This window comes from Pseudomonas sp. A-RE-19, from assembly GCF_019956555.1.
Classification (GTDB): domain Bacteria; phylum Pseudomonadota; class Gammaproteobacteria; order Pseudomonadales; family Pseudomonadaceae; genus Aquipseudomonas.
Map to the genome: position 1 here is coordinate 1 of NZ_JAHBDQ010000037.1, position 26077 is coordinate 26077.

Below are 26077 nucleotides of genomic sequence, written 5' to 3' on the forward strand. Positions count from 1 at the left end.
GCCACCACCACCGCCACCGCCGTAAAAAGCGCCCGTGACACCGCCGCCGCCGCCGCCACCGGAAGCGGCGTTGGAGGTCACGGTCACGTTTCTCAGGGTCAGAATCCCTGCGTTGAAAATCCCCCCGGCCATCGCGCCCGAGGCACCGTAGCCACCGTTGCCGCCCGTGCCCGACACCAGACCCCGGGTGATCACCAGACCATCGAGCGTCACGATGCTGCCAGACGCCACTTCAATGACTCGGGTCCTGTACTGACCATCGAGAGTCACATCCGCCGCGCCGTCGTTGTTCAAGTCGCCATCAACGGTGATGTTCTTGTTGATCAGCAGTTCGGAGGTCAGCTGCACCGTCATGCTGCTGCTGAAGGTGACGATGTCGCCGTTCTGCGCCGAGGCGAGGGCCGCACGCAGTGAGCCGACGCCCGTGTTGGCGTTGTTGGTGGCGGTCCAGGTGGCCAGCCCCCACTGATAGTCACTCATGGCCGTGGTCGAGAGCACGTTGGCGCTTTCGATGTTGCCGGTGGCAATTTCCAGATTCCAGTCGCCACCGACCCCGGTGCGATTGCTGGAAGCGGCCACATCGCGGCCAGTCAATTGCGCCAGCGAGTCGACAAAACTCAAGCCACGCTCACCTTCGGCGGTGTAGCAGCCGTAGATCATGATGTCGCCGCCGACGTTCATGTCCTTGCCGATTTGCGCCAGTACCGCGCTGCGGGCCGCGACGTTGTCGGCCGACAGATAACTGTCGCCCAGCCACAGATCGCCCGCGTTGCCGTGGGCGATAATCTGCACCGAGCTGATGCCCTGATGGTGATCGAGGTAGTCGGCAATTTGCTGCAAGCCGTCCTTGCTCGCGTCCAACTGGACCACCTGAGTACCGGGTGCGACGCCCTTAAGCAGGCTGTCGGCGTCCTTGACGCGCGAATCGACGAACACCACGCTCTGCCCCGGTACCGCAGCGGGTGCTGGCGCTGGCGTGGCATCGGCCTGACCATGGGTGTCCTTGCTGGCGACCGGTTGATCGGCCGTCGGCGCCTTGACCGCTTCGGCGGTGGTATGGCTGTCAGCCTGGGCGGTATCGGCTACCGTGGCGGCCACCGCGCCGTCGAACAGCATGCGTGGCTCCAGGGACATGATCATTGGCGAGGCCAGCGCTCGCGCGCCTTCGGTAACCCGCGACTTGCCTTTGCTCCACCACATGCTGCTCACCCGGACTCGAACTTTCTGACGCATCAATGAAAACGCCGCGATCAACTGATCGCGGCGTCGGCTTTCATACGAATGACATTGGCGGCGCTGGCTGAGCCATCGAGCCAAAAGGACAACTCGGCGTATTGCTTGAACAAGTCCGGCGGCAGGATCGTGCGCCTGGACTGCAATTGAACCTTGGCCTTCACCTTGTGCAGCCCGGAGAGGCCAAGGGCTTGGTCGAATTCCGGTGCGTCATAGGCCAAATGATCGAAATCATGTTCGAACCAGGGCTCGCCGATGAAGTCGTAGACCAGCCGCATCACCCGCTCCGGCGCCTGACTCAGCAGGTCGTAATCGATGATCAGCAACGAGTCGGCGTGTTCGCCGTAATAGGCTTCCTTGAGGGCGGCCCAGGAAAAACCCACCAGCCGATTGCGCTGGGCCAGGGTTTCGCAGCGGCTATAGACCGTGTTGCGTTCGACCGCATCGCCGAACAGCTTGGTGTTTTCGAAGGGATTGGCGCGGTATAAGCGCTCGATGCTGTCCATGACCCAGGCGACATTGCGCACGCAGGCAATGATTTTGGCTTGAGGGAACAGATCGCTGATCGCCGGCAGACGCGAACTCCACAGGCGGTTCGTGTCGAACACCACCGGTTTGTCGGCCTTGTCGGCGTAGAAAGAATCGAACAGACCGCGCAACAGACGGCGACGCAGATTGGTGTCGATCACCGCACCGAATTCGCTGCCGGCACTGCATTGTTCCAGAACACCGGAAAAGAGCGCGCCCACCGGGCTGGTCATGCCGGCATGAAAGCGTGGGTTCTGCAAAAGAATGGCAGAAAGCAGGGTCGAGCCCGACCGCGGCAAGCCGGAGATAAAGTGGAACTGTTGCAATCCATTCACCCGTCATCAGTCCTTTGTATGCGCAGCGTAGACCATGAATGGCCTTACGACTAGTGGTGTTTTGATATCAAATTAAAGATAAATCGACTGAAAAAATAGATTCATATATGCGATTGAAAGATGAATCGTTTAAGCCTTGAAAACACCGGATTACTTCAGCACAAACAAACGTGCCTTGGCGCCTCCCGCCCCGGTTTCACTGACGCGTTGCCAGCCCTGGGGCAAGGGGGCGAACTCGTCCGGCACATCGGCGGTACCGATCAACCAGACGCGACCATTACCTTTGGGCAAGCCACCGAGGCTATCCAGATAAATGTCATTGGTCACCAGCGTGCCAAAGCCGTAAGTGTTCGGCCTGCCCGACCTGCCATCGGCCAACGGCGGCGTGTAAAGCAATGGTTGGGTGCCTGCCCGGTTGTAATAGACATAACTCAGGTACCAGAGCATGTCGCTGATGACGATGCGGTCGCCGGGCGTGAAGTGCTGGTTCACGTAGTTGACCATGACATTGACCTGATCATTCGTATCCACGTTGGTGTTGTTCTTCAAACCCACCAGTTCGACGCCGACAAACAGCATCAGTACTGCCAGCGCCAATACCCTGAAGTCTGCGTACAAGCGGTCGATGGCCAGCGCAACAATCATCGGCAAGCCCAGGGCATAAGCGGTCAGGTAACGCTCGACGAACACCGGCGATATGAACGACACCGCAAACACCAGCAACAACGGAACAATGGTGTAGATCACCACCAGCGCACTGCCACGGAAAACACTGCGGTCCCGCGCCAGCGCCACCCCCGTCAGGGCCAGCAACGCCAGTGGCAACGCAATAAAAATCAGCGTGGGCAGACTCTCGTCGTCGTCCTGGATCAGGAACGACCAGATCATCGAAGGTAATGAGCCGAGCGTGACAGGGAGCTCCCATCCCACATCACCATTGGCCTTGAGCTGATCCATGTGCTGGGTCAGATCGAACAGGTTGGGCACCCACGGCAAGTACAACGCCACAATGGCCATATTGGCCAGCCACCAGCCGGAGCGCTGAATGTGCCGCAAACGATACCCTGGCTGGACGCGAATCACTCCCAGATACAGCCAGTGACACAGCACGCACAGCGCCGTGAAGTAATGGGTGTAGAACGCCGCACTCATCAACAAGGTGTAAATCACCAGATAGCGCGTGCGTTGCGGGCGTTTTATCCAGCACACCAGGGCGATCGTGGCACCGATCAGCCACAGCCCCAGCAGCGAATACATCCGCACTTCCTGGCTGTAACGCACCGCCGTAGGCAACAGCGCCAGCAGAACACCGGCCAGTAACGCGGCGCGGCGAGTCGCGAGCAGGTCCACCAGCCAGACGCCGAGCCCAACCGTGGCAATCCCCGGCAGCGCACTCAGGATGCGAATCGAAAAAATACCGTCGCCAAACAGCTCGATCCAGCCGTGCAGTAGCATGAAATACAGCGGTGGGTGCACATCATGGGCTGCGTGTTGCCAGATCCCGGCGAGGGAATACTGGCTCAACAACAGGCTGGAACCTTCGTCGCCCCAGATCGCCGCCGCCGTCAGGTCGTAAAAACGCATCAGCGCGGCCACTGCAAGAATCGGCAACAGCCAGTGCTCCCGCGCCCATCGAAGCAAGCGTTGGGCACCCGCCCACGAGCCCGGCGTTGCGTGCGGATCCTGGGTATCGCCAAGCGGTGTTTCTCTGCGCGCCTCCATTGCCTCCCCTTGCCACGATCCAGTTAAAACCCAAACTTCCCAATCACTGTAGGACAGCCGCGAGCCCGACGTCGATGCTGGCCTTGCGACTCACGACGTCCGGCAATCATTCCGATCAACGTCTACGCTTTGGCGTGGCGTGACCCAGCCACGGAGATAAAAAGGAGTCGGCTGATCACCGCGAACTGCCCGGATAACCGGGCCTGCAACGTGACACATCAGACACTAACCTGAGGGATAAGGAACCATGGAAGTATTCATTGGCACTATCCAGCCTTTCGCCTTTAACTTCGCGCCCAACGGCTGGGCCCTATGCAACGGCCAAACGCTGAGCATCGCGCAATACAACACAGTTTTCGCACTACTGGGCGTCAACTTCGGAGGCAATGGCTCCACTAACTTCATGCTACCCAACCTGCAAGGTCGCATGCCGGTCGCGATGGGCAATGGCCTGGGCCTGACCCCGCGCGTCATCGGCGAAGTCTCCGGGACCGAGAACGTCACCGCGACCATCACTAACCTGCCCAACCACACCCACGCCATGTCCGGGCTCACGGCCACCACTACCCTGCAACTGGCCAGCCCGGCGAGCAACCCGGTCACCAACCCGACCGCGACCAACTCCTACATCGGTGCCTCGGGCGGCGGGCCCGGCTCGGCAAGTATTTACTCCGATCAGCAAGGAGCCGCGGCCGTGCCGCTCAAGGGCGTGGCCACTTCGGTAACGGGGGAAATCTCGTCCGCCGGCAACGGTTTGCCCATGGAGGTGATGAACCCGTTCCTGGTGCTCAACTTCAGCATCGCCCTGAACGGTCTTTTCCCTTCGCGTAACTGAGGGTCTGGCCGGGGGATGCAAATCCCCCGGCCACTTTTGCTTTATGGAGTGATGCCATGCTGCAACAGGTTCAAAGCCAACACTTTCGGGTACTGCTGGGCAAGACGGGAACGCTGCGGCTGCCCGATGGCAGTGAATTGCCGATCCATATCGACACGCTTGAAGAAACGCCCCGCTCACAGCTGCCAAACAGCGAACGCGTGCCATTCAGCGTCGAGTTCAACAGCCTGCAACCCACCGGGTTTGTCGATGGCTTGTGCGCACTGGAGTTGCCGGAGCTGGGCCGGGTAGAAGATATCTTTGTCTCCCGAGTGCCGGCCATGGGGCGTGATCCGCAACTGGGGTACTTCTACATCGCCTTCAATTGAAGAGCGACGCCGATCGCCTTATGTAGGAGCTGCCGCAGGCTGCGATCTTTTGATCTTGCTCTTTTAAGATCAAAAGATCGCAGCCTGCGGCAGCTCCTACACGGGATTGTGGGGTTCAACCCTGTGGATACCACACCAACCGCTCCGCCGCCGGGTTGCGCTCTTCAACCTGAAACCCCAACGCCAGGTAATGCTGGCGCGCATGGGGGTTGTTGGCCCAGACCACCGTCGCCACCGGGCAGCGGATTTGCTGCGCGGCTTTTTGCACGCCTTGCAGCACCGTCCGACCGTAACCCTTGCCCCGGGCCTGTGGGATGAACGCCAGGTACAGCACGCGAATTTCATTGAGACCGAAATCGGTGGTCAGTGCACCGATGGCCGTGTCGAGTTTTTCGATCACGTAATGCATGGCGTTAGGGAAGTTCTCCCCCAGCCCTTGTTCCTGCACCTTGAACTGCTGGGCAACCACTTGCTCAACCACCTCCTGCTCACCATCGATCCATTGCAGATCAGGGCGTGCCGCCTGGTAAAGGCTGTGCAGAAAAGGTCCATCGCTGGTCCGCGAAGGCCTGACCACCAAGCCGTCCGCCGCCACTGAATTGCTGCTCGCCATCGCTGTTCTCCCTTAGAAACCGCTTTCCCTGACCCCCAGCGCCGCCATGCGCCGCCAGGCAACACCCAGCAACGACTCGCCGCTGCCCTGCAACACCACAATGCCGCGCAACGGTTGCACCGGTGTCGGGGTGCTTTCGAGGATGCTCAATCGCGCGCCGTACTGCGCCTGTACCGGCTCGGCGCGCTGATGCGGGTCCCGGCGTACGGCAATCGGCCCGTGGTGATCAGAGGTCAGCGCTTCCTGATCGACATAAGCCACGCCGTTGGTATCGATTTCGGTCAATTGCACGGCGATTGCCGGGTGCATCGGGTCATCGGCGATGAATCGTCCGCTGGCACCCGGAGCGACACGCCAGAGTTCGGCTTCGGCCAGATAACCGCGCAACCGCGCGCCGTCCTCGACCACACGGGCCAAAGGATCCTTGGTCGAAAGCCAGCGGCCGACCGTTAACTGTGGCAGCACATCGCGCACTTTACCGGCGTGGGGTGCGCGCAATAGCAGACGCTCGCGCTGGGCGGCCAGGCCTCGGTATTCGGCCACGGCTTCAGCCAGGCGCTGTTCGACGATTCCGGCGTCAGCGGCGGTTTCGCTGCGGCCGGCCTGACGACGCATCTGTAATTGCTGGATCTGGATCTCGCGGCGGACGATGGCCTGGCGTGAGTCCAGATCCGGTGACTCCAGCTCGATCAGCACCTCACCCTGAGCAACGATCTGGCCGTCGTGCACATTCAACGTTTTGACCCGCGCCGCCACCGGCGCGTACAGGGCACTGGCGCGTCCGGCCTCGAGCATCGTCGGCAGCTCCACCGCGCTGCGCCAAGGCAACACCAGCAGCAGTAACAGCCCGAGCAAAGCCAGACTACTGAGCAGTACCCGAGGCGCATGCGCCTGTTCGCGACGGCTCCACCATTGCCGCCACTCGTTCAGGATCGGCAGGAAAATGAACCACACCAGCTCCACCAGCATCAGGAAGATCCCCAACACCTTGAAGAACAGGTGATAGACCGCCAGCGCAATCCCGAAAAACAGCGCCGCGCGCCACAACCACGCGCCATACCCCCAGATCAACAAACGCCGCTGCATCTTCGGCGACCACGGCTCCGGTGCCGGGGCGGCGTAGCCAAACAGAAACTCGCGCAGCCGCCAGCGGCACAAGGCAAAGGCCCGCCCCTGGAGGTTGTCCACTTCCCAGAGATCGCTGAGCAAGAAGTAGCCGTCGAACCGCATGAACGGGTTGAGGTTGATCACCAGCGTGGTGATCCAGGTCGCACTGGCGAGCATGAATGCCGCCGTGCGCCCGGGGCCGTCAGGCAGCAGTGACCAGACGAGCAGCGCGATACACGCCAACACCAGTTCCGCCAGCACCCCACCGGCACCGATCAGCAGCCGCGCACGTCGATCATTGACACGCCAGGCATCGCTGACATCCGTGTAAAACATCGGCAGCAGCACCATGAACGCCACGCCCATGCTCTGCACCCGACAACCGGCGCGCTTGGCCATGAAGGCGTGGCCGAATTCGTGGCAAAGCTTGGCGAAAAACAGCGCCACACCAAACGCCAGCGCACCGCCGAGGCTGAACAGGTGCGGAAAGGTGGCGATAAACCGCTGCCAGTCCCGCGACACCAGAAACACCCCGAGCCCCAACGTCGCGGGCAATCCGTAGCGCAATGCACGCGGGCCGAAACGCTCAAGCCACGGCCAGACGCGATTGAGAAAGGCGTCCGGGCGCCACAGCGGAATCCGGAAAAACAGGTATTGATGCAGCAGGATTTTCCACAGGCTCTGGCGCTGAGCCGCGGCCTTCAGGCTGTAACTGGCGCGCTGCGACGGGTCGAGGGCGCTGATCAGGTCGTGACCGCGCAAAAACTCCAGTAATTGCTCAAGCGCCGCGCCATCCAGCGGCAGTCCTGGCTCGCGGTTGGCGGCACGCAGCACTTGCTCCGGATCGCCGAGGGACCAATGGCGCAGCAGGCGCATCGCCGCCGCACCGAGTTTGAAATAGCGCCCACGCACCGGGTCGGCCAGGGTCCAGCGTGGCGATCCGTCGAGGGCCGGGGCCGCCGTCGACAATTGCAGGTCTGCCCGCAGGCTCGGCAGGCTCATCTAAAGGCCCACGCTCTGACGCAACCCAGCCAGTGGCCGGCGTAACAGGTACAACGCCAGCGGCGCACGATCGCCGAAGACTTTCGCGGTGCCGCGCAAGCCGATGCGTGGCGGTGCGGCGTCGAACGTCGCATCCAGTCGATAAGCCAATTGTCCGGCAGCGGTAGGCTGCGCTTCGTAGGCTGAACGTTCGAGTTTGGCCAGGTGGCGTTGTAACGGATCGCTGTCGAGGAATAGCGCGACCTGCGCCCCCGGCTCGAGGGCAATAGCATCGCCCACGGCCAATTCGATGCGCAACTCGGCCTGGTTCGGGTCGGCGATTTCCATCAGCCGCTCGCCGGTCTGCACCGGTTTGCCGGTCCAGCGTTCGGCGTCGGCGAACACCGCGATGCCGTCCCGCTCGGCGCGTACTTCGCTGCGTTTGAGCAGTTCACGGGCGTAATCCCGTTCGGCGCGCTTTTGCTCGACGCGGGCCGCCAGCAGATCGATCTTCGAACTGGATTCGGCATCGGCGAAGGAGCGTTGGGAATTGGCCTTGAGTTCCGCTTCGGCAACGCCCAGGGCGCGCTCGGCCACATCGGCCTGAGCCTTGAGCGTGGTGCTTTCGAAGCGCAGCAGCAGATCACCGGTTTTCACTGTCTGGTTTGGTTTGACCAGGAATTCGGCGATCACCCCGTCCAGCGGCGCCGCGACCACCCGGCCGCCCAACGGAACGACTTCGGCCGGGGCCAGCACCGACTGGCGCACCGGGATCAGCAATCCAAGCAACAACACGGCAACCAGTGCCACCTGACGCTTGCGCGTCCAGCGCAGTCGCCAGGGTTTGCGCGGTTGCTGCGCCAGCCAGGCGTGGCTGTAGGTGTCGCCCAGTTGCGACAGCAGCACTTGCTCGGAAGGGTTCCACGGCACATCCCGCGCCAGCCACAGACCGCCGAACACCTGGCCTTGATGATCGATCAGCGGCAGCCAGAACACCTGGGCGGCTGACAGACTTTGCCAATCGGCCAGAATCGATTCACTGAGAAGATCGGGCGTGATCACCCGCGCCTGTTTCAGCACTTCAAGCTTGAACAGCTGCGCGACCGCTTGCTCGACAAACGCCACGAACGGCGCATTCGGTTCCACGGCACTGACACCGGTGACCGCCTGCACCTTGCCGGCGATCAACAACGCGGCATGGCGGAAACCGAACAGCGCCTGGCCGTCGTTGACCAGGCTGTAAGCCAGCTGCGAAGGCGTGCGCGCGGCGCGGGTCTGGCGTTCAAGGTCAAGAAACCTTGCGAACACCTGTTCGGCGCCGCCGGTCACCGGCGCGTTCATTTGAGCTCCGCGAAACGTGCCGTTCCGCTCATGCCGGCCAATAATCCCTTGGCATTGGGCAGCGTCGCCACCAACAGCAAGGTCTGGCTGCCTTCATCGATCCGCGCACCGAGGCGTTTGACCGTGGCATCCAGTGGCTGACCGGTTTCATCGGGGACAAAACTGAACGTCTGGCCGGGCTTGAGCTTGCCCATCCAGCGCGACGGGACCAACAGGTGTATTTCCAGAGTGCGGTTATCGACCACGTCCAGCAACGGCGCACCGGCGGCAACGCTTTCATAGCGTTTGACCTTGCGCTCGACGACCTGACCGTCGAACGGCGCGACCACGCTGCAGCGTTTGACCTGAACCTGATAGACCTGGGACTGCGCCTGAATCTCGCTGACCTTGGCCTCGGCCCGCGCCACTTCAAAACGCCCGACCGAATTCAACGCCGCCAGTTGTTTGTTGTGCGCCAGCTCCTCACCCGCACCACGGCTGGCGGCCTGAGCCGCGTTGAGCTGGGCCTGATAGGCCGAACAATCAAACCGCGCCAGGGTGTCGCCCTTTTTGAACGACTCGCCCTCACTGAACGGCAACTCGACAATCCGCCCGGACAACTCGCTGGCCAGCACCGCCTGATCCCGGGCTCGCAGCACACCACGGGCTTCACTGCTGGCTGACGCCTCCCCGCCGACCGCGCTGCTTTGCAGCAATGGATCGTCTGGCGCAGGCGTTTGCGCCTGTACTACGCACGTTACAAAGGTTAATCCCGCAACCCAAACACGAAAACGCCGCATAACCGTAACTCCCTGACGGATGAGCGGAGTCTACGACAGCAGGGGTGAGCGTCAAGCGGATGGCCATCATTGATTGGAAATGTAATGTTTCAAAAAGGACGAAATTTTCAGTGCGCCCGTTGATTCCCAAGATCAATGAGTATCGGTAATAAATCCCACAAGAAATCAGGAACGACCATTCGATCAAAAACGAATTCGGCAATAGACATTTCATCCCCTACAAACACAACGGCATATCTACCGTTTCCGCCGTAACAATCACTAATAGATGGGTCCAGGAATGGCTTGACCATCAACCAGACAAATGCACAAAACTGGCTTGCCGGCGCTGGGGATGTCCCTCCGAGTAATGCCTTGGTCAGTCAACGGTTGACGTCATCGTTAACTCGACTTAGGATCGCCCTACTGAACCCCGTACGCAGAGATTAAATTCACTGGCAGTTGGTGGTGAAGAAACCGGCCTAGGCCGGTTTTTTCGTTTCTGAGGATTGAGTTTGTGCGTACCGCTTTCTTTGTTGATGGCTACAACGTGTTCTATGGATTGCTTGCGGGTACTCCATATAAATGGCTCAATCTCAAAGGCTTGCTGGGTCATGTCGCCCACATCGAGAACCCACAAAGCTCACTCATCTCGGTTGATTACTTCACCTCATCCGTCAAACCAGAACTTGCCACTCGCGGCAGAGTCTCCAAAGAAGCCCAAGACACTTATGTACGTGCTTTAAAAGCGACCAATATTGCCGTTCACTATGGTCGTCATAAACTTGAGCCCGCTAAAGCACCTCGCTTCATTGATAGAAAAACGGCTGCCTCTCGCCAAGACAAAATCGACATCTGGAAGCTTGAAGAAAAAGAAACGGATGTCCACATAGCAATCAGCATGTATCGCACCGCAGCAAGACAGGCCCAGCTCCATTCTGATGAGCAAATCGAACAGCTAGTCCTGGTATCCAGTGACACAGACATGACTCCAGCCCTGAGAGCCATTCAAGAAGATTTCCCTGACATGAGAGTTGGAGTCATTCTTCCTCATCGAGCCGAGCTAAACCGTCCATCGCCTGGCTCCTTAAAGGAGCACTCGCACTGGATGCGACGTGTCGTAACCTCAGAAGAGCTGCAATCGCACCAGTTTCCAGTTCGCGTACCTACTCGTAAGAAACCCGCGATCAAACCGGATTATTGGTAACGGCACCTCCCACCGGATACACCGACTCCCAACCCCCACCCAGCGCCTTATACAAGCCAACCATTGCCAACGACACCCCGGTCGAGCTCTCGACCCACTGCTGCTGGGTCGCCAGCAATTCGCCTTGTACGGTGAGGACGTTGACGAAATCCACCACCCCTTCGACGTATTGCTGCTGCGCGGTGCGCAGGGCGATCTGGTTTTGGCGCACGGCTTCGGCAAGGCTGTCGCGGCGCAGTTGGCTGGCGTTGTAGGCGGTGAGTTGATCGTCGATTTCATGCCAGGCCCGCAACACGGTTTGCTGATAGGCCAGGGCCGCTTCCTGTTGCTGGGCTTCGCGCAGGTGCAACATGCCCCGCAGGCGACCGCCGTCGAACAGCGGCAGGCTGAACTGGGGACCGATGCCGAGCGCGCGCGAGCCCCAGGAACCGAAATCGCTCAGTTGCATGGCTTGCGAACCGATGTTGCCCGACAGAGTGATCCGCGGATAAAAGTCGCCTTTGGCCACGCCAATGCTGGCGGTCGCGGCATGCAGATGAGCTTCGGCCTGACGGATATCGGGGCGGCGCTCAGCCAATTGCGACGGCAAGCCGATGGCGACTTGACGTGGGGTTTGCGGCACGGGGGCGTCTGTGGATAACTCGGCGGACAGCGCTTGCGGCGGTTCGCCCATCAACAGGCTCAGGGCATTGATCAGTTGTGATTGACGCTGCTCCAGCGCCGGCAAACGTGATTCGATGGCCGCGACTTGCGCAGCGGCTTCGGCAACGTCCAGATCCGTCGCCACACCGTCGGCCAGGCGCAGTTGCGAGAGTTTCAAACTGTGCCGGGCGACGTCGAGGTTCTGCTCGGTGACGGCCCGGGTGCTTTGCACACCGCGCAGCTGGATGTAGTCCTGAGCGGTTTCGGCGAGCACCGACAGCAGCACACCACGACGATCGTTTTCCGCCACTTCCAGCGAGGCATCGGCGGCTTCGGTTTCGCGGCGCACACGGCCCCAGAAATCCAGTTCCCAGGAAGCGGAAAAGCCTGCGTCCCATAGGTTGAATGCTGAGTCGCCGTTATTGCCGGATGGATCGTTCAGGCCTTCACCGCTGTTGCGTTTGCGCCCGTAGCTGCCAGTGGCAGCGGTATTGGGGTAGCGGTTGGCGGTGATCACCTGACGTGCGGCGCGACTTTGCTGCAAGCGGCTGCTGGCGAGTTTCAGGTCGAGGTTGTCAGTCAGGGCGCGCTGGGTCAGGGCCGAGAGTTTCGGGTCGTGGAATACCTCCCACCAGCGTTCGTTCATGTCGGTTGTTATCGCTTCACTGGCGGCGGCTTTGGCCGGTTTCGACCATTCGGCCACTTGTTGTGGCTGAGGCTTCTGGAAGTCCGGGCCGACGGTGCAGGCCGAAAGACTCATGACCAGTAAAGTGCCGAAGGTAAGTTGGGGCCACCGGCCTCTTCGCGAGCAGGCTCGCTCCCACAGGGGGGCTTTTTCTGTTCCATAAATCCGTGCTTTGCCTAGATCCAATGTGGGAGCGAGCCTGCTCGCGAAGGGGCTATCAACCGCACTGAAAAACTACCGCTCGTGCAACGCCTCGGCCCGAGCCCGAATAATCGGCTTGAGCAAATAACTGAGCACAGTCTTCTTGCCGGTAATGATATCCACCGACGCCACCATCCCCGGGATGATCAGCAACGGTTTTTCATCCGTCCCCAAGTGACTGCGATCTGTGCGCAACTTGATGATGTAGTACGTGGTCTTCTTGTCTTCGTCAGTGATGGTATCGGCACCGATCTGCTCAAGCTTGGCCTTCAACCCACCATAAATGGTGTAGTCGTAAGCCGTGAACTTCACCGTGGCGTCTTGCCCCGGGTGCAGGAACGCGATGTCTTGCGGGCGAATCCTGGCTTCCACCAGCAAGGTGTCGTCCAGCGGAACGATCTCCACCAGATCGCTGCCTGGCTGAATCACGCCGCCGATGGTGTTCACCAGCAACTTGTTGACGATGCCGCGCACCGGCGATGTCACCAGCGTCCGGCTGACCCGGTCTTCCAGCGCCTTGCCCGTGGCCTGGGCCTTGTTCAGATCGGTGCGCGCCTCGTTGAGTTGGGTCAGGGCTTCGCTGCGGAATTTGCCGCGAGTCTCGTCGATCTTGCGCTGCACTTCCTTGATCGCCGACTCGGCGCGAGGAATCGCCAGGGTGGTGGCGTCCAGCTGCCCGCGGGTTTCAACCTCGGCGCGCTTGAGTCGCAAAACCTCCACCGGAGACACCGCGCCCTGAGCCACCAACGGCTCGGACATGTTGATTTCCTGACGCTGCAAGGCCAGACCACTGCGGTACTGAGCCTGTTTGGAGGTGAATTCACGCAGCTCTTGCTGACGCTGGATCAACTGCTCCTGCAAGCCACCGATTTCATCGTGCAATTGCTGACGACGGCTGATGTACAGCGACTCTTCACTGGCGGCCTGCTTGGGAACCGCCTTGAGCACATCGGCGGGGAAGTTCAGCGGACGGTCATCGACCTCGGCGCTCAAGCGCTCTACACGCAGCAACATCGACAGCCGATCGGCCTCGGTTTCGCCAACGTTGGAGGCGAACCGTGTGTCGTCCAGACGTATCAGCGGCGCGCCAGCTTCGACGATTTGCCCTTCCTTGACGAACAGCTCGGAAACGATGCCGCCCTCAAGGTTCTGGATTTTCTGGATCTTCGACGATGGAATCGCCTTGCCGTCGCCCTTGGTGACTTCATCGATCACCGCGAAGTTGGCCCAGAGCATCAGGAACACGAAGAAGCCGATGATCGCCCAGATCGTTAATCGCACCACGCGCGGAGCGTCTTCGATCAGCGCTTTGTTGACCTCGGGAAGGGGCTGGCCTTGCAGCGATGCGGAGCCTTTGAAGTAGCGGCGGATGGAATCTTTGACCCCGGACTTAAGCAACACTGATCTGCCCCTTCTTCAACGCTTCCATCACGGCGGCTTTCGGGCCATCGGCGAGTATCTGCCCACGGTCGATCACCAGCAGGCGATCCACCAGCGACAACAACGAAGCCCGGTGCGTCACCAGCACCACGGTCTTGTTCTCAACCACGGCAGCGAGGCGTTGCTTGAGACGTTCTTCGCCGGTGTTGTCCATGGCGCTGGTCGGTTCGTCCAACAGCAGGATTGGCGGGTTGAGCAGCAGCGCTCGGGCCAGGGCGACATTCTGGCGCTGACCGCCGGACAGGTTCTGCCCACGCTCACCGACTTGCAGCTCATAACCTTGCGGGTGCAGACGGGCGAACTCGTGGACACCGGCCAGTTCCGCGGCTTGCAGCACCAGTTCGTCTTCGACATAACGCGCGCCCGACACCAAATTGTCGCGCAGAGTGCCGGCGAGCAACTGGATATCCTGAGGGACGTAGCCAATGTTGTGGCGCAGTTCGCTGACGTCGATCTGACGAATATCCACACCGTCCACCAGCAGTGCGCCGTCGTCCGGCTGATAGAGCCCCACCAACAGTTTGGCCAGGGAGCTTTTGCCCGAGCCGCTACGACCGATGATGCCGATCTTCTCGCCGGGCTTGATGATCAGGTTAATGCCCTTCAGCGCGGCGTTCTGTTGGTTCGGATAGGTGAAGCTCATCTGACGGCATTCAATAGCGCCTTGCAGCACTTTGCGGCTCAGCGGACGCTCGTCGAAATTGCGCTCTTGAGGCAGCTCCATCATCTGATCGACCGAGGTCATGGTTACGCGGGCCTGCTGGTAGCGGGTCAGCAGACCGGACAACGAAGCCAACGGGCTGAGGGCACGGCCGCTGAGCATGTAGCACGCGATCAAGCCGCCCATGCTCAGGTGGCCGTCGATGATCTGGTACACGCCGAAGACGATCATGATCACCCCGGCCAGTTGCTGAATCAGCAAGGTGATATTCATCGCCAGGCCGGACAGCATTTTCACCCGCAGCTCGAGGCGGCTGAGGGTGCCGATGGTTTGCTCCCACTGATACTGGCGTTCGCTTTCGGCGTTGTTGACCTTCACCGCGTCGAGACCCGCGAGGGTTTCGATCAGGCTCGACTGACGCTCGGCGCCCAGGGCCATGGTTCGTTCCATGGTCGCCACCAGCGGCTTCTGCAAGGCATAGCCGATCAGCAGGGCAATCGGGAACGCCAGCACCGGAATCCACACCAGATGCCCGCCCAGAATCGCGATGACCATGAAGATCAACAGCGTAAACGGCAGGTCGATCAGGCTGGTGAGGGTCAGCGACGCGAGGAAGTCCCGCAGGCTCTGAAACTCATGGATGTTCTGGGCGAAGCTGCCGACCCGGGCCGGGCGGTACTTCATGGCCATGCCAACGATGCGCTCGAACAGCGTCGCCGAAATGATCAGGTCGGTTTTCTTGCCGGCCAAATCCAGGCACAGGCTGCGCAGGCTCTTGAGGATCAGGTCGAACACATAAGCGCCCGTGATGCCGATGGCCAGGACCCAAAGGGTCGACTCGGCCTGGTTCGGCACCACGCGGTCGTAGACATTCATCACGAACAGCGGCGCGGCCATGGCAATGATGTTGATCAGAAAACTGGCGGCGATGGCGTCGGCATACAGCCAGCGCGAACGCTTGAGGGTGTCGCGAAACCACGAGCGCGCACGGGGGATCAGGGTGCCGTGGTTGACGTCGAATTTGTGTTGGGGTTGGGCGAAGAAGACTTTGCCGATGTAGTCGTCGGCGAGCAGTTCACGGCTGACGCAGACCTCACCCCCATCGCTTTCGCTGAGCAGCAGGCGGGCCTGGTCTTCACCTTGCCAGCCAAGCAGCACCGCACTGCGACCATCCTTGAGCAGCAACAGCGCCGGCATGGCAATCGCCGGAATCTGCTCCAGTTTGCGTTGCAGCACCCGCCCTTGCAGCCCGGCGCGAGCAGCCGCGCGGGGCAGCAGTTCGACGCTCAGGCGTTGTTTGGGCAACGGCAGGCCGGTGGTCAGCATCGCGGCGCTGGCCGGTTTCTGGTGCAACGTGCAAAGGGCTAGCAGGCCGTCCAGTAATGGATCGTCGTGCAGCGCGCGTGGATCATGAATGAGTTGAACTCGACTGACTTCTGATTCCACGCTCGACACTCTTGGCTAACGATTGAAAAGGGGCAGGACTCAATTCATCCCGGGCAGTTGAACCTTGGGCTTCACGTCGCTCTGCACAACGGATGCCAATGGTGCGACTACGCCCTGACTTTTGAGCAATTCGCCCATGGTCGCCTTGATTCGATATTGAGTAAATAACTGAATGTTCTTGATCTCGGCCAGCCGACGGGAAGCGCTGAACAGCTCGTTTTCACTGTCGAGCAAGTCGAGCAAGGTCCGCTCGCCGAGGCTGAACTGCTTCTGATACGCAGTGCGCACGCTGGTGCTGCGATCGACATATTGCTGAGCGATTGGCACTTGGGCGTTGGCGTTGTTCAAAGCATTCCAGGCCAGGCCCAACTCTTCGTTCAATACGCGCAGGGCGTTGTTGCGAATATCCAGCGCCTGGTTCGACAGGTAGGACTTGGATTCCAGGTCAGCCTTGTTGCTGCCACCGGCGAACAAGTTGAAGCGCATGCGCAGCATGGCCTGCCATTCGTTGTTGTGACCGTTCTGACCATCGATATCGTTGTCGGCGGTGCGACCCAATTCAGCATCGAAGCGCGGGTAGAAGCTCGACTTGGCGGCTTCGTACTGCTTCTCGGCGGCAGCGATATCGGACTCGGCGGAACGCAGGATCGGGCTGTTTTCCAGCATCTGCGCCCGGGCTTCGTTCAGGTTGGCCGGCAACAGCGCCATGAAATCGGCGGGCCGCTCCAGTTGATCGGGCATCTGGCCGACGGCGCTGAGGAAGTTGGTCTCGGCGTCAGCCAGGTTAGTTTGCTCAGTGATCAGGTTATTGCGGGCCTGGGCCACACGGGCTTCAGCCTGATCGAGGTCGGCACCGCTGCCCACACCACGCTGGGTGCGCAACTTGATCTGATCAAAAATCCGTTCGTGACTCTTTAAATTATCTTCTGCCAGGCGCACAAACTCGCGGCGGGTCAACACATCGAGATAGACCTGAGCGACGGTCAGGGCGGTACGTTCCGACGTGCCCAGCAAAGAATAAGCGCGGGAATTAACGGTGGCTTGTTGACGCCCCACTTCGCTGGACGTCGCAAAACCGTCAAAAACCATCTGCGACAGACGTAAACTTGACTCGCTCCGGTTCAGCGTTTCCCAGTGATTGTTGTTGCCGGCGGCACGGGTGGTGACGCTGTCGGTGCCCTCACGACCATAACCGCCCAGCAGATCGACCCGTGGCAGGTATCCACCTTTGGCGGCCTTTAACTGATAATCCGCGGCCAATCGGCTGTTGACCCCTGCCTGGATCTCCGGATGGACATCGAGTGCCTGTTGCATGGCCTGCGGAAGGGTTTGCGCCTGAACAAAGCTGGCGGCAAGGGCGAAGGGTAGAGCCTTGAACAGGTGCAAACGCATAGTTGGAATTTCCCGGGACTTCTTGTCTTGAATCACTGCAGAACGTGGCACTGCATCGGATGATGGCAACCGGAATGACCGTATGTCGGAAAGTTCAAAATCGGAACTGGATCACACACTGTAGGACAGGTCGCCGCTTAAATATCAATGTGACATTACTGGGGCGATTGTTTAGGATGGCTCCCATAAGGTCAATAGTTTGGCATAAAGTTAATTTCGAAAAAATATAGCCAAATTATTGACGATTTCAGCGTCAAAGTTGTGTATCGAATTTTGTAAGAACGTCCAGCCCCGATCGGCGAACACGCCCGAGCGGTTCATGGAAGTCAACTGAACGTGACACCCGGAGAGTCTTCAATGAGCAGTGTTGTTGCCATCGTCAAAAGCATTGTTGGTCAGGTTTTCGCGGTGTCCCCAGAGGGCATCCGCCGCGTACTCGTTGAAGGCGACCGGTTGTTGGTGGGCGATCAGGTAGACACCGGCGCCGCCGGTGCCATCACACTCGAACTGGCTGACGGCCGGACCCTGGACCTGGGCCGCGACACGCAGTGGAGCGGCAGCAATCCGGATTCCAGCACCGACCTTGCGCAAGCCACTGCACAAGCCGCGCCATCGGTTGACGAATTGCAGCAAGCCATCGCCGCCGGCGTCGACCCGACCACCGCTCTTGAAGCCACCGCCGCCGGCCCTACCGCTGCGGGCACGGGTGGTGCTGCCGGTGGTGGCCATAGCTTCGTGGTGCTGGATGCAACCGCTGGCCGGGTCGACCCGACCATTGGTTTCCCGACCGCAGGCCTCGGCACTGCCGCTTTGGCAACACAAAACACCACCGGCGGCCAGACGTCCGACACCAGCACCAACGCCCTGCGCGAATCGACCCTGAGCCTGAGCGCCACGCCGACCATCACCGAGGCCGGCGGGGTGCTGGTCTACACCGCGACCCTGACCCAGGCGCCGCTGACCGACCTGACCATCACCCTGTCCAACGGCTCGGTGATCGTGATCACAGCCGGCCAGACCACCGGCACCGTCAACGTTCCGCTGGCACCCAACGACACGGTTTATAACGATCCAACCCAGATCAACGTGACCGTCACCGGCACCACGGGCGGCAGCGGTATCGTCGTCACCCCGCCCACCGTTCCGGCCGTGACCCAGGTCACCGACACCGTCGACACCACCACCGTCACACTGACAACGGGCTCGACCGTCACCGAAGGTGGCCAGATCACCTATACCGCGACATTGACCAACCCGGCGCAGACGCCGGTCACCGTGACCCTGTCCAACGGTTCGACCATCACCATCGCCGCTGGCAATACCACCGGCAGTGTGAACGTTCCGACACCGGCCAACGACGTCTACAACAATGGCAGCACCGTCAGCACCACGATTACCGGCGCTACCGGCGGCAATTTCGAAAATCTGGTGCCGAACCCGACCCCGGTGGTCACCACCATTACCGATTCGGTCGACACCACCACCGTCACGCTGACGGCCGGCTCGACTGTGACCGAAGGCGGTCAGATCACTTACACCGCGACCCTGACCAACCCGGCACAGACGCCGGTCACCGTCACTTTGTCCAACGGTTCGACCATCACCATCGAAGCCGGTAAAACCACCGGTTCCGTGAACGTCGATACCCCGGCCAACGACGTCTACAACAATGGCAGCACCGTCAGCACCACGATTACCGGCGCTACCGGCGGCAACTTCGAAAATCTGGTGCCGAACCCGACGCCGGCGGTCACCACCATTACTGACTCGGTCGACACTACGGGCCTGACCCTGACCGCCACCGGCAGTGTCACTGAAGGTGGCCAGATCACCTACACCGCCACCCTGACCAACCCGGCACAGACCCCGGTCACCGTGACCCTGTCCAACGGTTCGACCATCACCATCGAAGCCGGAAAAACCACCGGCTCCGTGAACGTCGAAACCCCGGCCAATGACGTCTACAACAACGGCAGCACCGTCAGCGCCACGATCACTGGCGCTACCGGCGGCAATTTCGAGAACCTCGTACCGAGCACCACGCCGGCCGTCACCACCATCACCGACTCGATCGACAACACCGGCCTGAGCCTCAGCGCCACCGGTACTGTCGTCGAAGGCGGTCAGATCACCTACACCGCCACCCTGACCAACCCGGCCGGCACGCCGATGACCGTGACCTTGAGCAACGGCTCGGTCATTACCATCGAAGCGGGCAAGACCACGGGCAGCGTGACTGTCGATACCCCGGCCAACGACGTCTACAACAATGGCAGCACCGTCAGCACTACGATCACCGGCACCACCGGCGGCAATTTCGAGCAACTGACCCCGAGCACCGAGCCGGCGCTCACCACCATTACCGATTCGAAAGACGACACTGGCCTGAGCCTGTCGGCGTCCACCGAAGTGGCCGAAGGTGGTCAGATTCTGTACACCGCGACCCTGACCAATGCGGCCGACACGCCAGTCACCGTGACCTTGAGCAACGGCGCGGTGATCACCATCGCTGCCGGCGCCACCACCGGCAGCGTGAGCGTCGCCGCCCCCGCCGATGACGTCTATAAAGATGCCGGCCAGGTTGAAGTGACCATCAAGGACGCCACCGGTGGCAACTTTGAAAACCTGGTGACGGACCCGGCGGCAGCGGTCACCAGCGTGACCGACACCCTCGATACAAGCACCGTTTCGCTGACGGCTACCGCGGACGTTGTCGAGGGCGGCACCGTGGTGTACACGGCTTCCGTTACGGCGCCAGTCACCGGTTCGCCGGTGGTTGTGACCCTGTCGAACGGCCAGACCATCACCATTCCGGTCGGGTCGAGCAGCGGTTCTGTCAACTTCGTTGCTCCGAATGACGCCCTGGCCGGTGGCGGTTCGCTGAGCGTCAAGATCGACGACGCCAAAGGTGGCAACTACGAGAAGCTGGAAGTCGATGGCAAGTCGGCGGACACCTCGATTACTGACACCCAGGACACCACCAACCTGTCGCTGACCGCCACCGGTTCAGTGGATGAAGGCGGCCAGATCACCTACACCGCAACGCTGACCAACGCCGCCGGCACTCCGGTGACCGTGACGCTGAGCAACGGCGCCGTGATCACCATCGATGCGGGCAAAACCACCGGTTCGGTGACCGTCGATGCGCCAAAAGACGACGTCTACAAGGACGCCGGCACCGTCGAAGCGACGATCAAAGGCGCGACCGGCGGCAACTTCGAGAACCTGGTCACCAGCGACATACCTGCGGTGACCACCGTCAATGACACCATCGATACCAGCACCGTTTCGCTGACAGCCACTGCAAATGTCGCCGAAGGCGGCACCGTGGTTTACACCGCGTCCGTGTCTGCTCCGGTCACCGGTTCGCCGGTGGTCGTCACCCTGTCCAACGGCCAGACCATTACCATCCCGGTTGGTGCCAGCAGCGCCAGCGTCAACTTCACTGCGCCGAACGATGCCCTGGCCGGTGGTGGTTCGTTGAGCGTCAAGATCGACGACGCCAAGGGCGGTAATTACGAGAAACTGGAAGTCGACGGCAAGTCGGCGGACACCTCGGTGACCGACACCCCGGACACCACCAACCTGTCGCTGAGCGCCACCGGCTCGGTGGATGAAGGCGGCCAGATCACCTATACAGCCACCCTGACCAATGCGGCCGGCACGCCGGTGACTGTGACCCTGTCGAACGGCGCGGTGATCACCATCGCCGCTGGCGCCACCAGTGGCAGCGTGACTGTCGATGCACCGAAGGACGATGTCTACAAGGACGCTGGCCAAGTCGAAGTCACGATCAAGGATGCCGCAGGCGGCAACTTTGAAAACCTGGCCACCAGTCCAGTGGCAGCGGTTACCGACGTCACCGATACCATCGACACCAGCACCGTTTCGCTGACTGCGACCACGAACGTCACCGAAGGCGGGACCCTGGTGTACACGGCTTCGGTGTCGGCACCGGTCACCGGTTCGCCAGTGGTTGTGACCCTGTCCAATGGCCAGACCATCACCATCCCGGTTGGCTCGAGCAGCGCTAGCGTCAACTTCACCGCGCCGAACGATGCCTTGGCTGGCGGCGGTTCTTTGAGCGTGAAAATCGACGATGCCAAGGGCGGCAACTACGAGAAGCTGGAAGTCGACGGCAAGTCGGCGGATACCTCGGTGACCGACACCGCTGACACCACCACCCTCAGCCTGTCGGCGACCGATTCGGTGGTCGAAGGCGGCTCCATCGTCTACACCGCGACCCTGACCAATGCCGCCGGCACACCGGTCACCGTCACGCTGAGCAATGGCGCCGTCATCACCATCGAAGCAGGCAAAACCACCGGTTCCGTAACCGTCGATGCGCCGAAGGACGACGTCTACAAAGACGCCAGCACCGTTGAAGCGACCATCAAAGACGCAACCGGCGGCAACTTCGAGAACCTGGTAACCAGCAATACGCCTGCGTTCACTACCGTCAACGACACCATCGACACCAGCACCGTTTCGCTGACTGCGACCGCGAACGTCGCCGAAGGCGGCACCGTGGTGTACACCGCGTCCGTGTCTGCTCCAGTCACCGGTTCGCCGGTGGTTGTCACCCTGTCGAACGGCCAGATCATCACCATCCCGGTCGGGTCGAGCAGCGCCAGCGTCAATTTCACCGCGCCGAATGACGCGTTGGCTGGCGGTAACTCTCTGAGCGTCAAGATCAACGACGCCAAGGGCGGCAACTACGAGAAGCTGGAAGTCGACGGCAAGTCGGCAGACACCTCGATCACCGACACGGCGGACACCACCACCACCACCACCCTCAGCCTGAGCGCGACCGATTCCGTCGCTGAAGGCGGCTCCATCGTCTACACCGCAACCCTGACCAACGCCGCCGGCACACCGGTCACCGTTACCCTGTCGAACGGCGCCGTGATCACCATCGCTGCCGGCGCCACCACCGGCTCTGTGACCGTCGACGCACCGAAAGACGACGTCTACAAAGACGCCGGAAAAGTGGAAGTGACCATCACGGATACTGCGGGTGGCAACTTCGAAAACCTGGCGACCAGCCCAGCGGCGGCGGTCACCGATGTGACTGACACCATCGACACCTCAACTGTAAACCTGACCGCGACGTCCACCGTCGCCGAAGGCGGCACCGTGGTTTACACCGCGTCCGTGTCGGCGCCAGTCACCGGTTCGCCAGTCGTCGTGACCCTGTCCAATGGCCAGACCATTACCATCCCGGTCGGCTCAAGCAGCGGTTCTGTTAACTTCGTTGCACCGAACGATGCCCTGGCCGGTGGCAGCTCCCTGAGCGTCAAAATCGACGACGCCAAGGGCGGTAATTACGAGAAACTGGAAGTCGACGGCAAGTCGGCGGACACCTCGGTGACCGACACCTCTGACACCACCAACCTGTCGCTGACCGCCACCGGCTCGGTGGATGAAGGCGGCCAGATCACCTACACCGCCACCCTGACCAATGCGGCCGGCACTCCGGTCACCGTGACGCTGAGTAATGGCGCCGTCATTACCATCGAAGCGGGTAAAACCACCGGTTCCGTGACCGTCGACGCACCTAAAGACGACGTCTACAAAGACGCCGGCACCGTCGAAGCGACGATCAAAGGCGCGACCGGCGGCAACTTCGAGAACCTGGTCGCCAGCGGTACGCCTGCGGTGACCACCGTCAATGACACCATCGATACCAGCACCGTTTCACTGACAGCCACTGCGAATGTCGCCGAAGGCGGCACCGTGGTTTACACCGCTTCGGTGTCTGCTCCGGTCACCGGCTCGCCAGTCGTCGTCACCCTGTCCAACGGCCAGACCATTACCATCCCGGTCGGCGAAACCACCGGCAGTGTGAACTTTGTCGCACCAAACAGCCCGCTGGCGGGCGGTAGCTCGCTGAGCGTCAAGATTGACGGCGCTACGGGTGGCAATTACGAGAAACTGGAAGTCGACGGCAAGTCGGCAGACACCTCGGTGACCGACACCGCCGACACCACTACTCTGAGTCTGAGCGCGACTGACTCGGTTGCCGAAGGCGGCTCCATTGTTTACACCGCGACTCTGACCAATGCCGCCGGCACTCCGGTGACCGTGACGCTGAGCAACGGCGCCGTGATCACCATCGAAGCGGGCAAAACCACCGGTTCGGTGACTGTCGATGCGCCAAAAGACGACGTCTATAAGGACGCCGGAAAAGTGGAAGTGACCATCAAGGATGCTGCAGGCGGCAACTTCGAAAACCTGGCGACCAGCCCAGCAGCGGCGGTTACCGACGTCACCGATACCATCGACACTTCGACCGTGAACCTCACGGCGACCAGCACTGTGGCTGAGGGCGGCACCGTCGTTTACACCGCGTCCGTCTCCGCACCGGTCACCGGTTCGCCAGTTGTCATCACCCTGTCTAACGGCCAGACCATCACCATCCCGGTCGGCTCGAGCAGTGGTTCTGTCAACTTCGTTGCTCCAAATGACGCCCTGGCCGGCGGTAACTCCCTGAGCGTCAAGATTGATGATGCGAAGGGCGGTAACTACGAGAAACTGGAGGTCGACGGTAAGTCGGCGGACACCTCGGTGACCGACACTGCGGACACCACTACTCTGAGTCTGAGCGCGACTGACTCGGTCGCCGAAGGCGGCTCCATCGTCTACACCGCGACCCTGACCAATGCGGCCGGCACACCCGTGACCGTGACCCTGTCGAATGGCGCCGTCATCACCATCGCCGCCGGCGCCACCAGTGGCAGCGTGACCGTCGATGCGCCGAAGGACGACGTCTACAAGGACGCCGGTCAGGTCGAAGTGACCATCAAAGACGCCGCAGGCGGCAACTTTGAAAACCTGGCCACCAGTCCAGTGGCAGCGGTTACCACCGTCACCGATACCATCGACACTTCAACCGTCAATCTGACCGCCACTTCGAGCGTGACCGAAGGCGGCACCGTGGTGTACACCGCGTCCGTCACTGCTCCGGTGACTGGTTCGCCAGTGGTTGTAACCCTGTCCAACGGCCAGACCATCACCATCCCGGTTGGCTCGAGCAGTGCCAGTGTCAACTTCACCGCACCCAACGACTCGTTGGCCGGCGGCAACTCCCTGAGCGTCAAGATCGACGACGCCAAGGGTGGTAATTACGAGAAGCTGGAAGTCGACGGCAAATCGGCAGACACCTCGGTGACCGACACCGCGGACACCACTACTCTGAGTCTGAGCGCGACTGACTCGGTCGCCGAAGGCGGCTCCATTGTTTACACCGCGACTCTGACCAACGCCGCCGGCACGCCAGTGACCGTGACGCTGAGCAACGGCGCCGTGATCACCATCGATGCCGGTAAAACCACCGGCACCGTGACCGTCCCGGCTCCATCCGATGACGTTTACAAAGACACCGGCACGGTCCAGGCGACCATCTCCACCGCCACCGGTGGCAATTTCGAGAACCTGGCGACCAGCCCAGCGACAGCGGTCACCACCGTCACCGATACCATCGACACCAGCACCGTTTCGCTGACTGCGACCGCGAACGTCGCCGAAGGCGGCACCGTGGTGTACACCGCGTCCGTCTCGGCCCCGGTCACCGGTTCGCCAGTGGTTGTGACCCTGTCCAATGGCCAGACCATCACCATCCCGGTCGGTTCGAGCAGTGCCAGTGTCAACTTCACCGCACCCAACGACGCGTTGGCCGGCGGCAACTCCCTGAGCGTCAAGATCGACGATGTCAAGGGCGGTAACTACGAGAAGCTGGAAGTCGACGGCAAGTCGGCGGATACCTCGGTGACCGACACACCAGACACCACCACCCTCAGCCTGTCGGCAACCGACTCGGTGGCCGAAGGCGGCTCCATCGTTTATACCGCGACCCTGACCAATGCCGCCGGCACTCCGGTGACCGTGACGCTGAGCAACGGCGCCGTCATCACCATCGAAGCAGGCAAAACCACCGGTTCCGTAACCGTCGATGCGCCGAAGGACGACGTCTATAAAGACGCCGGCACCGTTGAAGCGACCATCAAAGACGCAACCGGCGGCAACTTTGAAAACCTGGCCACCAGCCCAGCGGCAGCGGTCACCACCGTCAACGACACCATCGACACCAGCACCGTTTCGCTGACTGCGACCACGAGCGTCGCCGAAGGCGGGACCGTCGTTTACACCGCTTCGGTGTCTGCTCCGGTCACCGGCTCGCCAGTCGTCGTAACCCTGTCCAACGGCCAGACCATTACCATCCCGGTCGGCTCAAGCAGCGGTTCTGTCAACTTCACCGCGCCAAACGATGCGTTGGCTGGCGGTAACTCTCTGAGCGTCAAGATCGACGACGCCAAGGGCGGTAACTACGAGAAGCTGGAAGTCGACGGCAAGTCGGCGGATACCTCGGTGACCGACACCGCTGACACCACCACCCTCAGCCTGTCGGCGACCGATTCGGTGGCTGAAGGCGGCTCCATCGTTTACACCGCAACCTTGACCAACGCCGCCGGCACGCCAGTGACCGTGACGCTGAGCAACGGCGCCGTGATCACCATCGATGCCGGTAAAACCACCGGCACCGTGACCGTCCCGGCTCCATCCGATGACGTTTACAAAGACAC

At 61.1% G+C, this 26077-nt stretch carries 15 protein-coding genes; 4 read left to right on the top strand and 11 right to left on the bottom strand.

Features of this window, described 5'->3' with window-relative positions; genetic code table 11:
* The 3 genes from KGB14_RS21090 to KGB14_RS21100 all read right to left on the bottom strand — a co-directional run.
* Positions 1 to 1200, bottom strand: a 1200-nt coding sequence (locus KGB14_RS21090; RefSeq protein WP_223488646.1) for a DUF4347 domain-containing protein, incomplete at its 3' end; no start/stop codon positions are given.
* 50 nt (positions 1201 to 1250) lie between these two features.
* Positions 1251 to 2096, bottom strand: coding sequence for a sulfotransferase family protein (locus KGB14_RS21095; RefSeq protein WP_223488632.1), 846 nt, complete (start codon positions 2094 to 2096; stop codon positions 1251 to 1253).
* 150 nt (positions 2097 to 2246) lie between these two features.
* Complete coding sequence (locus KGB14_RS21100) at positions 2247 to 3818, bottom strand: glycosyltransferase family 39 protein (protein ID WP_223488633.1); 1572 nt, start codon at positions 3816 to 3818, stop codon at positions 2247 to 2249.
* Between the two features lie 247 nt (positions 3819 to 4065).
* On the opposite strand from KGB14_RS21100, the gene KGB14_RS21105 reads away from it, so the two are divergent.
* Both KGB14_RS21105 and KGB14_RS21110 read left to right on the top strand, forming a co-directional pair.
* Entirely contained in the window at positions 4066 to 4653 is a 588-nt protein-coding gene (locus tag KGB14_RS21105; RefSeq protein ID WP_223488634.1) for a phage tail protein, read from the top strand.
* 56 nt (positions 4654 to 4709) lie between these two features.
* Positions 4710 to 5021 carry a DUF6916 family protein gene (locus tag KGB14_RS21110; protein ID WP_223488635.1) on the top strand — a complete coding sequence of 104 codons (312 nt, stop codon included), beginning with the start codon at positions 4710 to 4712 and terminating at the stop codon, positions 5019 to 5021.
* Between the two features lie 115 nt (positions 5022 to 5136).
* On the opposite strand, the gene KGB14_RS21115 is transcribed toward KGB14_RS21110, so the two are convergent.
* The 4 genes from KGB14_RS21115 to KGB14_RS21130 are packed head-to-tail and all read right to left on the bottom strand — an operon-like array spanning position 5137 to position 9842.
* Positions 5137 to 5634, bottom strand: a complete 498-nt coding sequence (locus tag KGB14_RS21115; RefSeq protein ID WP_223488636.1) for a GNAT family N-acetyltransferase — start codon at positions 5632 to 5634, stop codon at positions 5137 to 5139.
* Positions 5635 to 5646: 12 nt separating this feature from the next.
* The gene (locus KGB14_RS21120) at positions 5647 to 7743 is read right to left on the bottom strand and encodes an HlyD family efflux transporter periplasmic adaptor subunit (protein WP_223488637.1); all 2097 of its coding nucleotides are present in this window, start codon (positions 7741 to 7743) and stop codon (positions 5647 to 5649) included.
* Complete coding sequence (locus KGB14_RS21125; RefSeq protein ID WP_223488638.1) at positions 7744 to 9063, bottom strand: efflux RND transporter periplasmic adaptor subunit; 1320 nt, start codon at positions 9061 to 9063, stop codon at positions 7744 to 7746.
* Positions 9060 to 9842, bottom strand: a complete 783-nt coding sequence (locus KGB14_RS21130) for an efflux RND transporter periplasmic adaptor subunit (protein WP_223488639.1) — start codon at positions 9840 to 9842, stop codon at positions 9060 to 9062. The genes KGB14_RS21125 and KGB14_RS21130 overlap by 4 nt, the downstream gene beginning before the upstream one ends.
* Positions 9843 to 10338: 496 nt before the next feature.
* Between KGB14_RS21130 and KGB14_RS21135 the strand changes: the two genes are divergently transcribed.
* Positions 10339 to 11028, top strand: coding sequence for an NYN domain-containing protein (locus KGB14_RS21135; protein ID WP_223488640.1), 690 nt, complete (start codon positions 10339 to 10341; stop codon positions 11026 to 11028).
* Here KGB14_RS21135 and KGB14_RS21140 read toward each other — a convergent pair.
* The 4 genes from KGB14_RS21140 to KGB14_RS21155 all read right to left on the bottom strand — a co-directional run bounded on the left by KGB14_RS21140 (position 11009) and on the right by KGB14_RS21155 (position 17495).
* The gene (locus tag KGB14_RS21140; protein WP_223488641.1) at positions 11009 to 12430 is read right to left on the bottom strand and encodes an efflux transporter outer membrane subunit; all 1422 of its coding nucleotides are present in this window, start codon (positions 12428 to 12430) and stop codon (positions 11009 to 11011) included. The genes KGB14_RS21135 and KGB14_RS21140 overlap by 20 nt on opposite strands.
* 159 nt (positions 12431 to 12589) lie before the next feature.
* Positions 12590 to 13957: an HlyD family type I secretion periplasmic adaptor subunit gene (locus KGB14_RS21145; protein WP_223488642.1), complete on the bottom strand. Its 1368-nt coding sequence runs from the start codon at positions 13955 to 13957 to the stop codon at positions 12590 to 12592.
* Entirely contained in the window at positions 13947 to 16103 is a 2157-nt protein-coding gene (locus tag KGB14_RS21150; protein WP_223488643.1) for a type I secretion system permease/ATPase, read from the bottom strand. The genes KGB14_RS21145 and KGB14_RS21150 overlap by 11 nt, the downstream gene beginning before the upstream one ends.
* A gap of 39 nt (positions 16104 to 16142) precedes the next feature.
* A complete protein-coding gene (locus KGB14_RS21155; RefSeq protein WP_223488644.1) occupies positions 16143 to 17495 on the bottom strand; it encodes a TolC family outer membrane protein in 1353 nt (450 codons plus the stop codon).
* Positions 17496 to 17852: 357 nt separating this feature from the next.
* Between KGB14_RS21155 and KGB14_RS21160 the strand changes: the two genes are divergently transcribed.
* The coding region (locus KGB14_RS21160; protein ID WP_223488645.1) for a retention module-containing protein at positions 17853 to 26077 on the top strand (8225 nt) is incomplete at its 3' end.